The sequence below is a fragment of the Breznakibacter xylanolyticus genome, assembly GCF_003254275.1.
Classification (GTDB): Bacteria; Bacteroidota; Bacteroidia; order Bacteroidales; family Marinilabiliaceae; genus Breznakibacter; species Breznakibacter xylanolyticus.
Map to the genome: position 1 here is coordinate 1 of NZ_QKZK01000029.1, position 14,545 is coordinate 14,545.

The 14,545-nt window shown below is 52.8% G+C and carries 12 protein-coding genes; 7 read left to right on the top strand and 5 right to left on the bottom strand.

The genetic code is table 11. From position 1 onward, the window contains the following. The first annotated feature begins 313 nt into the window (after nucleotides 1-313). The gene (gene mdh / locus LX69_RS13655) at nucleotides 314-1,240 is read left to right on the top strand and encodes a malate dehydrogenase (protein WP_111446613.1); all 927 of its coding nucleotides are present in this window, start codon (nucleotides 314-316) and stop codon (nucleotides 1,238-1,240) included. 240 nt (nucleotides 1,241-1,480) lie between these two features. Here mdh and LX69_RS13660 read toward each other — a convergent pair whose 3' ends face one another. Then, entirely contained in the window at nucleotides 1,481-2,632 is a 1,152-nt protein-coding gene (locus tag LX69_RS13660; protein WP_111446614.1) for an AI-2E family transporter, read from the bottom strand. Between the two features lie 378 nt (nucleotides 2,633-3,010). Between LX69_RS13660 and LX69_RS13665 the strand changes: the two genes are divergently transcribed. Beyond that, nucleotides 3,011-4,480: a hypothetical protein gene (locus tag LX69_RS13665; protein ID WP_111446615.1), complete on the top strand. Its 1,470-nt coding sequence runs from the start codon at nucleotides 3,011-3,013 to the stop codon at nucleotides 4,478-4,480. Between the two features lie 447 nt (nucleotides 4,481-4,927). Then, complete coding sequence (locus LX69_RS13670) at nucleotides 4,928-5,932, top strand: endonuclease/exonuclease/phosphatase family protein (RefSeq protein WP_111446616.1); 1,005 nt, start codon at nucleotides 4,928-4,930, stop codon at nucleotides 5,930-5,932. Here LX69_RS13670 and LX69_RS13675 read toward each other — a convergent pair. Both LX69_RS13675 and LX69_RS13680 read right to left on the bottom strand, forming a co-directional pair. Further along, nucleotides 5,912-6,436: a TrmH family RNA methyltransferase gene (locus LX69_RS13675; protein ID WP_111446617.1), complete on the bottom strand. Its 525-nt coding sequence runs from the start codon at nucleotides 6,434-6,436 to the stop codon at nucleotides 5,912-5,914. The genes LX69_RS13670 and LX69_RS13675 overlap by 21 nt on opposite strands. Nucleotides 6,437-6,454: 18 nt before the next feature. Next, entirely contained in the window at nucleotides 6,455-7,858 is a 1,404-nt protein-coding gene (locus LX69_RS13680; protein ID WP_221621363.1) for a CCA tRNA nucleotidyltransferase, read from the bottom strand. Between the two features lie 311 nt (nucleotides 7,859-8,169). Here LX69_RS13680 and trxA (LX69_RS13685) point away from each other — a divergent pair, with 311 nt between their 5' ends. The 4 genes from trxA (LX69_RS13685) (at nucleotide 8,170) to LX69_RS13705 (ending at nucleotide 12,759) form a co-directional block, all read left to right on the top strand. Continuing rightward, the gene (trxA, locus tag LX69_RS13685) at nucleotides 8,170-8,529 is read left to right on the top strand and encodes a thioredoxin (RefSeq protein ID WP_111446619.1); all 360 of its coding nucleotides are present in this window, start codon (nucleotides 8,170-8,172) and stop codon (nucleotides 8,527-8,529) included. A gap of 114 nt (nucleotides 8,530-8,643) precedes the next feature. Continuing rightward, the gene (gene trxA, locus LX69_RS13690; protein WP_245935022.1) at nucleotides 8,644-9,120 is read left to right on the top strand and encodes a thioredoxin; all 477 of its coding nucleotides are present in this window, start codon (nucleotides 8,644-8,646) and stop codon (nucleotides 9,118-9,120) included. A gap of 264 nt (nucleotides 9,121-9,384) precedes the next feature. Next, complete coding sequence (locus LX69_RS13695) at nucleotides 9,385-11,850, top strand: TonB-dependent receptor (RefSeq protein ID WP_111446620.1); 2,466 nt, start codon at nucleotides 9,385-9,387, stop codon at nucleotides 11,848-11,850. A 435-nt stretch (nucleotides 11,851-12,285) separates the two neighbouring features. Beyond that, the gene (locus tag LX69_RS13705; RefSeq protein WP_111446622.1) at nucleotides 12,286-12,759 is read left to right on the top strand and encodes a hypothetical protein; all 474 of its coding nucleotides are present in this window, start codon (nucleotides 12,286-12,288) and stop codon (nucleotides 12,757-12,759) included. Between the two features lie 169 nt (nucleotides 12,760-12,928). Here LX69_RS13705 and xseB read toward each other — a convergent pair whose 3' ends face one another. Continuing rightward, the gene (xseB, locus tag LX69_RS13710) at nucleotides 12,929-13,126 is read right to left on the bottom strand and encodes an exodeoxyribonuclease VII small subunit (RefSeq protein WP_111446623.1); all 198 of its coding nucleotides are present in this window, start codon (nucleotides 13,124-13,126) and stop codon (nucleotides 12,929-12,931) included. Nucleotides 13,127-13,177: 51 nt separating this feature from the next. Next, entirely contained in the window at nucleotides 13,178-14,545 is a 1,368-nt protein-coding gene (gene xseA, locus LX69_RS13715; RefSeq protein ID WP_111446624.1) for an exodeoxyribonuclease VII large subunit, read from the bottom strand.

Here is a 14,545-nt window from a genome sequence, read left to right on the forward strand (position 1 = left end):
TGAGACTGAAGAGACGACAAGAACAGATCTAAACGTCTTTCCTCATCTCATCCTCTGTCTCACCGTCTGGCGTCTTCTTATCTTCCCTTAATGATGATGTCAGAGAAGAAGACATCAGACAGACAGATGAAACGACCAGACACATTTGCAAACAGAGGTTAAAAATGGGGGGAAATAAAGAAAAATTTCATCTTTTGCCCTCGGCCAGCAAGCAGGAAATACTATTTTTGTGAGGCTTTGCGGCAGCATGCTCATGGCCGGTTACGCAAGGCTTTATCTCAGAAAAATAGATAACACAAAACACAATACACTTATGAAAGTCACCGTAGTAGGAGCCGGAAACGTAGGAGCCACCTGTGCCGATGTGCTGGCCTATCGTGAAATTGTCAACGAAGTGGTTTTGGTCGACATCAAAGAAGGTGTGGCCGAAGGCAAAGCGCTGGACATATTTCAAAAATCTCCCATCACATGTTACGACACCCGCACCGTGGGCGTCACCAACGATTACGCCCGTACCAAAGATTCGGACGTGGTGGTCATCACCTCGGGCATTCCTCGCAAACCGGGCATGAGCCGCGATGACTTAATTGAAACCAACGCCGGCATCGTGAAAATGGTGACCGAAAACGTGGTAAAATATTCACCCAACGCCATTATCATCATCGTATCGAACCCCTTGGATGTGATGACCTACCAGGCGCACCTCACCTCGGGCTTCCCCCGCAACCGCGTGCTGGGTATGGCCGGCATCCTCGACACGGCGCGCTACCGCGCCTTCCTGGCCGAAGCCCTGGAAGTGTCGCCCAAAGAAATTCAGGCCATGCTGCTGGGCGGTCATGGCGACACCATGGTGCCACTCCCCCGCTACACCACCGTGGGCGGCATCCCGGTGACCGAACTCATTGACGCCGATAAACTCAACGCCATCATCGAACGCACCAAAGTGGGCGGTGGCGAGCTGGTGAAACTCATGGGCACATCGGCCTGGTATGCGCCCGGCGCTGCTGCCGCGCAAATGGTCGAGGCCATCGTGAAAGATCAACGCCGCGTGGTGCCCGTGTGCATCAAGCTTGAAGGCGAATACGGCATCGACGACTGCTACCTGGGCGTGCCCGTGGTATTGGGCAAAAACGGGGTTGAAAAAGTCATCGAACTCAAACTCAACAGCGAGGAGATGGCCCTGATGCAAGAGAGCCGCAAGCACGTGCGCGAAGTGATGGAAGTGCTCGAAAAGAAATAACCCCTACGGGGGATGTAACATGAAAAAAGCTGTCCGATGAGGGCAGCTTTTTTTGTTTTATGGCAGGGGAATGATTGCCATTTAAACATGGTCACTCGGAAAAAGACAAGAAGAATTTTAGACTTCAGACTGACAGATTAGACTTAAGAGACGAAGAGAACGGATCTGAAAAACTTTCCTCATCTTATCCTCTGTCTCAACGTCTGGCATCTTCTTCACTTGAAAAGTCCTCACACCCCCTCAACTCTCGGGCGGCAGGCGCATGGACGTCACCGGCTGCTCGTGCGAATCAACAATCAGGGGGCGGTCGTCCTTGCCCACGTGAAGGACAAACTTTTTGTAGAACGAGATGAGCACCGTGGTGAGCGGCAAGGCCAAAAACAAACCAATGATGCCCAGCAAACTGCCCCACACCGACAGGGCAAGTAACAGAATGGCGGGGTTCAAATTGTAAGCTTTGCCCATGATGCGGGGCACCAGCACCAAATCCTGTATGAGCTGCACCACCGAAATGACCAGCAGCACCAAAAACGCCTCGTGCCAAAAGCCGGTGCCGGCCTCCAGCGCCTTGAGCAAAGCCAGCAACAACGCCGGAATAATCCCCAACAATTGCAAATAGGGAATCAGATTGAGCAGCCCGATAAACATCCCGATCACAAACGGGATGGGCAGCCCGATGATGGTAAAACCAATGGAAAACAGCACCCCCACAATGAGGGCAATGAGCCCCTGAAGGCGAAAATAGGTGTTCATGCCATCCTTCATGTCGCCCACCACCTCCATGGCCAGGCTGCGATATTTCTCAGGCACAAAGCCGGGCCACTGACTCTCGAACCTGTCGAAATCGAGCAACAAAAACACCACATACAGCAACACAATCATCATCCCCAGCAGCATCGACATCACATGAAACGACCCGGAGATGAAAGTCCACATCTTAGACGATATCTTTTGCAAGATGGGGCCAAAGTTCTCGGGATTGAAATAATCCATCACGTTGTAATCGCGCAAAAAGTCGCGCAGCTGCGTGTCGATGCTGGGCGGCAACATGGCTTTGTAGTCGATGTCCTCTACATAAATGCGAATCAGGTTGGCCATGCGCACCATCTCACGCGCAAACACCGGCGCCATCCAATAGACAATGCCCCCAATAACACCAAAGATGAGCAACAGGGTGATGATGACGGCAAACATGCGCTTGCGCAGATGCAACACCCGCTGGATGGACTTGACCAACGGGTTGATCAGATACACCAAAAACAGGGCGATGATGAAGGGCAGCAACACGCTGCTGAGGTAACGTACCAACAACAACAAGGCAGCAATGGTCAGGGCCGTAATGGCCATGCGCACGGCCCGGTCGAAGGTATAAGGCTGACGAGGTGGGATCATATACAATATTGTATGAAGGGTCAACAATGGTTTACGCTTGCAAGTTAAAGCGATTTGCCACAAAAGTCACGGCCGGGCCGCACTTTTATTTAGACAAGTAAAAAGCCCCCTATATCCCCCAAAGGGGGACTTACAGAGCACTGTGTCGTGAATTACTTTGCTTGATGTACTCTCTTGCACTTTTGCACTCCCGCATTCTTGCACTTTTACACTTTTACACTTTTGCACTTTTGCAATTTTGCACTCTCTTCCTTTGCCACTTTGCCACTCTCTTCCTCAGGCACTCTCCTCATCCACATACCAAAACAAAAGGAATGACGTTTCAAATAAATGTGATAATTTTAACAACTGATTTTCATCATCCTTACCCCCATCAACATGCACAGCACCGCCTCGTTACGCACCATCACACTTCACACCCGGCACATCATGTGGCTGGCGATGGCTGCACTGACATCCATCCTGACCTTCAGCGCCTGCGAACGCGACTACACCTACCGGGGCGGCTCGGAAGGACTGCAATTCTCAACCGACACGCTCACCTTCGACACCGTTTTCACCGCCGTGGGATCGGCCACCCGCCAGTTTAAACTCTACAATCCCTACGAAGAAGACATGACCATCGACGCCATTGCCCTGGCCGGTGGCGACAACTCGAGCTTCCGCATCAACATCAACGGCATCGCCACCCACCAGCTCGCCGATGTGCGCCTGCGCAGCCGCGACAGCCTATACATTTTCGTCGAAGTAACCGTCGACCCGCTGGGCGTGAACAACCCCGTGGTGATGCTCGACTCGGTGCTGTTCATCACCCAACACCTCACACAGGCCGTCAAGCTCATTGCCTACGGGCAGGATGTGACCGTATTGCGCCAGGCACGGCTTGGCTCGCAAACCCTCACGGCCGACAAGCCTTATTTGATTTACGATTATGTGGTGATTGATTCGCTCCGGCAGGTGACTGTCGATGCCGGTGCCCGAATCCACTTCCACAACAACGCCAGCATGATTGTCAAAGGCTCACTCGTGGTCAATGGCACCGTAGAAGCCCCCGTGACTTTTGAGGGCGACCGATTGGAGAAGGATTATGATGACATCCCCGGCCAGTGGGGTTTCATCCACTTTTTCCCGGGCAGCAAAAACAACCGCATCGACCATGCCATCATTAAAAACGGCGTCATCGGCATTCAGGCCGACTCCATCGGATTGGGGCACGATGCCCCCCTGGAGCTTGCCAACTGCCGCTTTGAGCACATATCGTCGGTGGGTCTGCTCACCGAAAATTCCTCCGTCCTGGCCTACAACTGCCTGTTTGCCGATTGCGGACTCCACTCGGTGGCTCTTACCGTGGGCGGCAGCTACGAGTTTTACCACTGCACCATTGCCAACTTCTTTCCCAACTACGGCCAACCACGCACCTCGGCCGCCTTGTTCATCAACAACTACTACCGCAACAGCAGCGGCAACAACGTCATTGTGCCTGTCACCAAAACGGTGTTTGCCAACTGCATCATCACCGGCAGCCATGGCACCGAACTGGCCTTCGACCTCAAAAGCGACCAGGAGACCGAAACGGCCGACTACCGCTTTGAACACTGCCTCATTAAAGCCGACAGCCGCATGGAGGAACTCAACGATGTGAATCATTTTCGCAACATCATCCTTAACCAAAACCCCATGTTCAAAAACACTAAAGCATACGATTACCGCCTCGACACCCTCTCGGTGGCCAAAGACATCGGCAGCGCCATCTATGCCCAGCCCTATCCCACCGATGCCGACGGCAACAAACGCCTTGTGGACGACAACCCCGACCTGGGCGCCTATGAGCGCGTTGAAGCGGAATGAAATGTCGCATTTCAATGTCGTTGAGTGAGTGACAATAGAATAAAAGACAAGAAGACTTTTAGACATCAGACAGACAGATTAGACTGAAGAGACGAAGAGAACAGATCTAAACGTCTTTCCTCATCTCATCATCTGTCTCATCGTCTTACGTCTTCTTTTCTTAACTTAACGACATTGGGTTGAGAAAACGATACCTTGTGTTCAAATAAAAAAAAAGCAGATCACTCAGCGTAAACTCATCTTCCCTGGCGTATCCAACAAAGAACTGACACTGAGTTGCAGTGAGAGAAGATGAGAACCAGTGAGGAGAAGAAACTTCAGCGTCACTCAGTAAAAGAGTCATCTGCCTTTGAATTTCAACACGAGGCGTTACAAATTAACTCAGCGCCTTTGCCTCAGCGGTTATTCTTACGCTTCGTTTTTTCTCATTTAAAAATACACCTTCCTTTGAAAACCTCCCACCGCATCATCCCCTTTCGCGCAATCCTCATAGCTGCGATCATGTGCCTGTTCACGGGGTCACTCGTGGCGCAGGCGCCCTTTTCTGTAATGTTTTACAACACCGAAAACCTCTTTGACCCCTGGGACGACACCACCTCGACGGGCGACAACGAGTACCTGCCCGATTCGCCTCGCCATTGGAATTTTGGACGATACAAAACCAAGCTCCATCACATTGCCAAAACCATCGTGGCCGCCGGACAATGGGAACCGCCAACCCTGGTGGGCTTGTGCGAAGTTGAAAACGCGACGGTGCTCAAGCACCTCATCGGCTGGACGGGACTCTCGGAAATCAACTACCGGTTTGTGCACTTCGACTCGCCCGACGGGCGCGGCATTGACGTGGCGCTGCTCTACCGCCACGACCGCTTCACGCCCATTGAATCGCACCCCGTAAAGGTCAACCTGCCCGATGGCAAGCCCACGCGCGACATTTTATTGGTCAAAGGAATTGTCGATGGCACCGACACGCTGTGGGTGATGGTCAACCACTGGCCATCGCGCTTTGGAGGTGCCGAAGCATCGGCTCACAAACGCATTGCGGCAGCCAACAGGGCGCTGGCATTGCACGACTCCATCACGGCCATTCATCCCCGCGCCTACATCCTGATGATGGGCGATTTCAACGACTCGCCTGCCGACTCGAGCCTGCAACGGCTCTCGCAATCGGCATTTTTCAACTTATACGACATTCAGGAAAACAAACAGCAGGGCACCAACAAATACCGTCAGCATTGGGAAACCATCGACCAGATGCTCATCACCCCCGCCATGCGCGAGGGCATGCAACACATTCACTACCGGGTGGCCGACCTCCCCTTTTTACTCATTGACGACGAAACCTACATGGGCAAAAAACTGCATCGCACCTACATCGGCCCCCGATACCAGGGCGGATTCAGCGATCACCTGCCGGTCATCGGCACCTTTTCACCCCGCACCGGGGAGTGACATCTGGCGATACCACTCAAACACGGCCACAGCAGCGGCATGCGACACGTTCATCGACTTCACCGTCCCCGGCATGGGAATGTGCACGGCCATGGCACAACGGCTCAACACATCGGCCGGCAAACCGTCCTGCTCGTTGCCCACCATGAGCGCCATTTTGTCAGGCAATGCCGAGAAGTATAAATTGCCCGATCCCGGCGAAGTCTCCAACGCCACCGTTACCATGCCATCGGCCAAATGGGTCCACACCTCATCGGGTGTGACCAGCAACACACTTAATTGCTGGAGGGCAGCTCCGGCCACCCGTTCGTATTTGTAACGCTTGTAATTGACCCCGTCGGGTTGTACCACCAGCACACGCGAAGCACCCACATTGGCCGCCGTGCGGATGATGCTCCCCACGTTTTCGGGCGTCTTGAGCTGCCAGGCCACCACCACGAGTTCGCTCCCGGGAACAGGGGCGTAGGTGGTCAGCGCGAAAAAACCATTGGCTTGGGTTGTCATGCAGGAGGATTGAATCGGTTATTTCTTCTCGACGCCCAGCTCAGCGGCTGTTTTGAGCATAAATGCCCAGGCTTGTTCGCGGTCGTTTTCGATGATGCCGTCGAGAATGGCATCTTTGATGGCCGTTTTGAGCAGCCCGATTTCACGACAAGGTGGCAGTGCAAAATGCGCCATGATTTCCTCGCCCGACACAGGTGGCTGAAAATTGCGCACCTTGTCTTTCTCCTCAATCTCGCGCAACTTGCGCCGCACCACCTTGAAGTTTCGGAGGAACTTTTTCACCTTATCCTCGTTTTTCGAGGTGATGTCGGCCTCGCACAGGGTCATGAGCGCGTCAATGTCATCGCCGGCCTCAAACAACAAACGGCGCACGGCCGAGTCAGTCACCACCTCCTCGCTCAGCACAATGGGGCGCATGTGCAGTCCCACCAGCTTTTGCACAAACTTCATCTTCTCGTTGAGGGGCAGTTTGAGGCGCTTAAAAATGTCGGGCACCATTTTCTCTCCCACGAAATTATGCGAGTGAAACGTCCATCCCAGCTTGGGATCGTAGCGTTTGGTGCGCGGCTTGGCGATGTCGTGCAACAAGGCGGCCCACCGCAGCCACAGGTCGTCGCTGTGAGGCGCCAGTTGATCGAGCACCGCAAGCGTATGATAAAAGTTGTCTTTATGAGCACGCCCATTCACCGAATCAACGCCTTTGAGAGCCTGCAATTCAGGGAAGATGATGGCCAGCAGGCCGGTCTTTTCGAGCAATTTGAAGCCAATGGAAGGCCGGGGAGCCATCACGATCTTGTTCATTTCGTCGATAATGCGCTCGCGCGAGATGATGTGAATGCGCTCCTTGTTGCGGGCGATGGCCTCGAAGGTGGCCTCCTCGATATGAAATCCCAGCTGCGTGGCAAACCGGATGCCCCGCATCATGCGTAGCGGATCGTCCGAAAAGGTGATGTCGGGATCGAGCGGGGTGCGGATGATTTGGTTGTCGAGATCCTCTTTGCCGCCAAAGGGATCGAGCAACTGACCAAAGTTGTGCTTGTTGAGCCCCAGCGCCAGCGCATTGATGGTGAAATCACGACGATTCTGGTCGTCTTCCAGTGAGCCGGGCGCCACATCGGGCTTGCGCGAATCGGGCGAATAGGATTCTTTGCGTGCCCCCACAAACTCGATTTCGGTATCGCGATGACGAATCATGGCCGTTCCAAAGGTTTTAAATACGTTCACACGCAAGCCACCCATGCGCTGCGCCACCCTTTCGGCCAGTTCAATACCGCTGCCAATCACCACAATGTCGATGTCCTTGGAGGGGCGATTGAGAAACAAGTCGCGCACGAAACCGCCAATCACATAGGCTTCCACATTCATCTCGTCGGCCAGCTGCGAGGCGGTTTTAAATACAGGATGTTTAAGATGTTCCTTCACGTTTTGCAGGAATTGTATGATGACAGGGCACCGGAAACTGACACAATGTCTCATTCAGACAACAAGACAATAGACGAACAAGGGGTCAAACCACCTGGACATAAAACAGAACGGAGCCCGAGATTGTTAATTATTTAAGCCTGCAAAAATACAATTTTAAATGGTCTGCCACCGATTTGGAAAAGAAAGCTTGCATTGGCACACGATTTGATATTGTCACATCTAAAAATCTACATATATTTGTATAACCAAATTCAAACATTCCCGTATCAGCAATCATTCAAACCCGAAACAATTTAAAACACAATAAAATGGTACAACATTTAACAGCTGAAACCTTCAAGGCCAAGGTATTCAACTACGACAAGAACCAACAGTGGGTATTTGAAGGCGAGCGCCCCTGCATGATTGACTTTTATGCCGACTGGTGTGGGCCCTGCAAAATGGTGGCTCCACTGCTCGAAGAACTCAGCAAAGAGTACGACGGCAAAATTGACATCTACAAAGTCAACACCGAGGACGAGCGCGAACTGGCGGGCGTGTTTGGCATTCAAAGCATTCCATCGCTGCTGTTCGTTCCCAAAGAAGGTCAGCCACAAATGGCCATGGGCGCGCTGCCCAAGGAGTCGTTTGTGAAAGCCATCAAAGAGGTACTGGGAGTTGAGAAATAATCATTCCCGACACTCCGTCCTCATCGCCCGGCAATGCCATGGTTCGATCCCTCTTTAACATTTCCCCTTCGGGGATGCATAACAATTTTGACTATGTTTGTAAAAAATAAAAAAATGATGAAGTACTTGGTTATCGCGGCATTGCTGGGCGTGTTTTTCAGCACCTCCACCTCGTGCGCCAACAACGAAAAACCTGAAAACGGCTCCGTGGCCGTAAGCGCCGATTCGGCCAAGGTGGTTTATCTCACCAAAGAGACCTTTAAGGCCAAGGTGTTCGATTACGAAGCCAACAAAGAGTGGAAATATGCGGGCAACGTGCCGGCCATTGTCGATTTTTATGCCGACTGGTGTGGACCCTGCCGCATGCTGAGCCCCGTGCTCGAAGATTTGCAAAAACAATACGGCAACAAGTTGCAGGTGTATAAAATCAACACTGACAAAGAGAAAGAGCTGGCTGCCACCTTTGGCATCCGCAGCCTCCCTACGGTGGTGTTTATTCCTCTGGAGGGACAGCCCCAGGCCGTGATGGGTTTTCAACCCAAGGAAAGCCTTGAACAAATTATCAGCAACGTGCTAAAAGTTCAAAAATAATCAGATATAACCTTTTAATAAGGTTTCTCTTATCAACACATCGCCCCATTTGCTTAGACAAGTGGGGCTTTTGTTTGCCCCGTTCGAACAAAAACCCCACCTTTGCGTTGTTTTGTTGAAATGCTCTACAATGGGGTGCCTGAATACGCGGGCTGAGATTATACCCTTCGAACCTGGTCGGGTCATGCCGACAAGGGAAAATGGTTTTAGGACTTCCTCATTGCAGTTTTTCGTTTTGTTTCATTAAAAAACTGCTTCAATCCCATGAAAAGATTTTTGCTGACGGCCTGCACCGGCCTGATGATGACCCTGTGGGTCAATGGCCAGCACACCGTAAGCGGCCATGTGAGAAATGCCGATGGCGAACCCCTGCCAGGCGCGGCCGTGCTCATCGACGGCCGGGGAGCGGCCACCAACGCGGCCGGCCAGTTTGTCATTGACAACGTGAAAAGTGGCACCCACAATCTCAATGCATCGTTCATCGGCTACGAACCATACACGGCACCGGTTAACGTGGCAGGCGATGTGGATCACAACGTGGTGCTCACCTCACGCAGCATCGTCACCGGAGAGGTGATGATTTCGGCCATCAAGGCACAGAAAAACGACCCGGTGGCCTATACCGGCATCACCCGCGAAGCTATCGACAAACAGAATTACGGACAGGACATTCCCTACCTGCTGAGCCTCACGCCCGGCTTGGTGACCACCTCCGATGCCGGCACCGGCGTGGGTTACACGGGGTTGCGACTGAGAGGCACCGATGCCTCGCGCATCAACATCACCGTGAATGGCATCCCCCTCAACGATGCCGAGTCACAGGCAGTGTATTGGGTGAACATGCCCGACTTTGCCTCGTCGGTCGACGAAATGCAGGTGCAGCGCGGCGTGGGCACATCCACCAACGGCGCGGCCTCATTTGGCGGTTCCATCAACCTGAGTACCCTGGGCGTGTCGGCATCCCCGCAAGTGGTGACCGACAACAGCTACGGGTCGTTCAACACGTTGCGAAACTCGGTGATGGTCAAAACCGGACTACTGAACGACAAATTCGCCTTTGATGTGCGCCTGTCGAACATGCATTCCGATGGTTTTGTGGATCGCGCTTTTTCGGATCTCAAGTCGTTCTACCTCTCGGGAGGGTACTTTTCCGAAGCCACTTCGCTGCGCTTTGTCACCTTTTCGGGCAAGGAGCACACTTATCAGGCGTGGAACGGCGTGCCCAAGGTGAAGCTCAATGGCGACCGCGCCGGCATGGAAAAATTGGTGATGATGGACGGCTGGTCACAGGCCGAGGCCGAAAACCTTTACTCAGCCGATGCGCGCACCTTTAACCGCTACCTGTACGCCAACCAAACCGACAACTACGAACAGAACCACTATCAGTTGCACCTGTCGCACCGCATACAAAGCAACATGCACATAAACGCATCGCTGCACTACACCCATGGCGAGGGTTACTACGAATCGTACAAGTACGACACCAAGTTCAGCAAATACGGGCTGCCCTTTTCGTCGGTGGTGGTGGATGGTAAAGAAGTGAAACGCACCGACCTGGTGAACCAAAAATGGCTCGACAACGACTTTTACGGGGCGGTGTTTTCGTGGATTTACCAAACCGACCATCTGCACCTGGTGTCGGGAGCCGCTGCCAACCGCTATCTGGGACGTCACTTTGGCGATGTGGTGTGGATGTCTGTGAACAACGGCACGGCGCTGCCATACGAATGGTATCGCAACAAGGGCACCAAGGACGACTTCAACTGGTACACCAAAGCCACCCTTGAGGTGGCCGACGGGGTGAGCATATACGGCGACCTGCAATACCGCAGCGTGGCTTACCACATGGAAGGGCTGCACGATGACTTTACCGACCTGGCGCTCCGCAAAAGCTTCGCCTTTGTAAACCCCAAGGCAGGCATCAACTATGCTTTTGCAACAGGCGGACGCGTATTTGCCTCAGTGGCGGTGGCCAACCGCGAGCCCTCGCGCAACGACTTTCGCGATGCCGACATCGACAAAAAACCCACTGCCGAAAAACTCACCGACTACGAGGCGGGCATTGAATGGAAGTCGGATCGATGGGCTGTGCAACTCAACGCCTATTACATGATGTATGACGATCAACTGGTACTCACGGGCGAAGTGAACAACGTGGGCTCAGCCATCATGACCAACGTACCCGAAAGTTTCCGACGGGGCATCGAAGTCACGGCCGGCATCCAACCGTTCAACAGCCTCAGGGTGTCGGGCAGTGTGGCCCTGTCGGAAAACAAAATCAAAAACTTTACTTCCCATGTGGACAACTGGAGTTATTGGGACGATCCTGACAATCAACCCTTTCAGCTTGTAGCAGAACTGGGTACGACCGACATTGCCTTTTCGCCATCGGTAACGGCATCGGGACAAGCCGAATGGACACCCATTAAAAACCTCACGGCCTCGTGGATGAGCAAGTATGTGGGCGATCAATTCATCGACAATACCTCGAACCGCCAACGCATGCTCGATGCCTACCTGGTGAATGATGTGGTGCTGAATTACCATTTGCCGGTGAAAGGCTGGTGCGCCTTCGACTTTGGCTTGCAAGTGAACAACATCCTTAACGAGCAATACATCTCCAACGCCTGGGTGTATCGCTACGTCTCCGAAAACATCGAGGACGTGCTGGATGGTTATTTCCCGCAAGCAGGACGCCATGTGATGGGGAGGGTGAGAATGAGCTTCTAAATTGCTGTTTCGAAGCTCGACAATCCCGTTCAAAGAAGAAACAATGCCGTTCCGAAGGGAAATATTCCCGTTCAGAACGGCATTGTTTTCATCCAAAAACCAGCAAAATCCTGTCCGACACAGGAAATTGCCGTTTCGAACAGGAAATTTCTGTTTTGAAGAGCAAAAAATTCCCGTTCCGAAGGGAAAACATTCCGTTCCGAACGGCATTGTCGGAGTTAAAGACCCCTCGATTCCCGTTCGAAATATCAAATTGCTCCTCCGAACGGAAAACGTCGTCTATCAGAACAAAAACGTGGAGGCAAGCAACGGGATCATTCTCGTTCACAACTCCATTATTGGACCAGACAACGACAACATCCAAGTTCAAAACGGCAATTTGCTCCCTTGTTTGGGAAGATATACCGTATATCTTTGCACCAACGCCCCCCAACCATGCAACCACCCCACTCCCTCATTGCACTTTTATGGTTGCTCACCATCGTGAGCACATCCAACGCCAAGGCACAAACCACCGATGACATGCCACGATATGCCCTCACATTAGGGCTGTTACAAGGCGGCGGGGCACTGGTGGGTGCCGACATCGAATATGCATTGACACGCCGATGGGGCGCACAGGCCGGGCTGGGCATGCTGGGCAACACCTCCATGGCCGTGGGGGTCAACTATCACCTGTGTCCACAACTCAACAGTCCCTTTGTGTCGTTACAATATTGCCAACAGGGTTTCAGAAATGATTTTGCAGTCAGGCTCATCGGCCCGAGCCTGGTGTACCGCGGAAAAAAATGGTTCTCGTGCCAAATCGGCTTCGGTAAGGTTCTCGACCACGGGGCGGGATGGACATCAGCACAAAGAGCCCCCGGCTATTGGCTCACGTATGCCATTGGGGTGTATCGGTGCTGGTAACCATCAAGAGAAATTCAATTAGCTGCTGGTTTTAGCATTTCCTTCAAACGCCAACATACAAAAAAACAAAAGGCAATTGATAGAAATTCAATTCTCTGTCAATTGCCTTAAACAACAAGATAAAAAGCACCGTCTCGCGGAGCTGCCCATCTCAACAACAAATAGAAATTTATTCCATCTCCTTCAACACCAGATCCACCTCCTCCTGCGTGTTGTGCAGTTTTTCTTTACACATTTTGATGAGGGTAGCCACGCGTTTCACTTTTTCAGAGAGGTCATCCACATCCAGTTCCTCCTGTTCTATTTTCCGAAGAATGAGTTCTATTTCGGCCATTGCCTCGCTATAGGTGATTGCTTTTTTGCTCATGTGATGTATTGTTTGGCGCTTACTGCGCGGTGAATGAATATTTAAGTGAATTTAATCGACAATAGATGAGATGGCACCAGACTTCAGCAGCGTGGTCAGCACGTCGCCGGACTTCACGTCCGAAGGATGCTTCACCACTCGCCCATTGCAATAGGTCACCGAGAAGCCCCGATTGAGAATGTTCACGGGGTCATGCAGGCGCATTTTTTCATCGAGGAAATTGAGGTGTTGATGCCGGTTCTTGATGAGAGCCAACGATGCCCGCTGCAAACGTTCCCGCAGCATCAGCAGACGCACCTGCTCACGGCCAAACCGCTGCCCGGTGGCTCCCTGCAGGCGTTGCCCCGCCTGATGGAGGCGCACCTGCCGACGGGTTAGTGCCGTGGTGGTGCGATGCCCCAATTGGTCGGTAAATCGCATCAAACGACCGCGTTGCCGCTCGAGATGTTGCTGCACCAGGGGCACAAAACGGCCGGCAGCACGCTCCAAACGGTCATGTGCATCATCCAGATACTCGTCCCAGGCGGATGTGACATCGGCAAGTGCCTGATCGAGCCACTGCTCAAAATCCATGGCGTGATGAATGATAAATTCGGCCACCGCCGTGGGCGTTTTCAGTTGGGTATGTGCCACCATGTCGGCCACCGATTCATCGCGGTCATGACCAATGCCCGTGAGCACCGGCAGCGGGAACTGCGCCACATGCAACGCCAGGTCGTAGCCATCAAAACAGACCAAATCTGCCGAAGCTCCCCCTCCTCGCATGATGGCCACACAGTCAAAAAAATCCTCATGCTCATACACCTGTCCCAATGCCTCAATAATAGATGCTTCGGCGCGTTCGCCCTGCATGATGGCCGGAAACAACTTCACATAAAAACGGATGCCCTGACGGTTGTTGCGCAACTGGTCGAGAAAATCCTCGTACCCGGCCGCCGTGGGCGATGAAATAACGGCAATGCGTTGCAGCACCACCGGCAGCTCCAGTTCGCGGTTCATGTCGAACACTCCCTCGGCTTGCAGACGGGCAATCACCTCCATGCGGCGACGTGCCATGTCGCCCAACGTGTAGGTGGCGTCCATATTAATGACATTGAAGTTCAACCCGTACACCTCCTGATATTCGGGCGTTCCCCTCACCAATATCTTCATCCCCGCCGATAAAGATTGCCGGGTGGTGCTTTCGAAATAAGGCTTAATGATGCGAAACGTACTGGCCCAGATGGTGGCTCGCATGCGTGCGACCACCTGGTTTGAAGCCTCGTCCTTTTGAATGAGTTCGAGATAACAGTGACCGTTGCGGTGCATGCGCACATCGCTGATTTCGCCCGTCACCCATACCGGTAGGTCAAAGGCCGCTGCCACCGCATTTTTAATGCGCGTGCCCAGCTCCAAAAGTGTGATGGATGGTTGTGACAT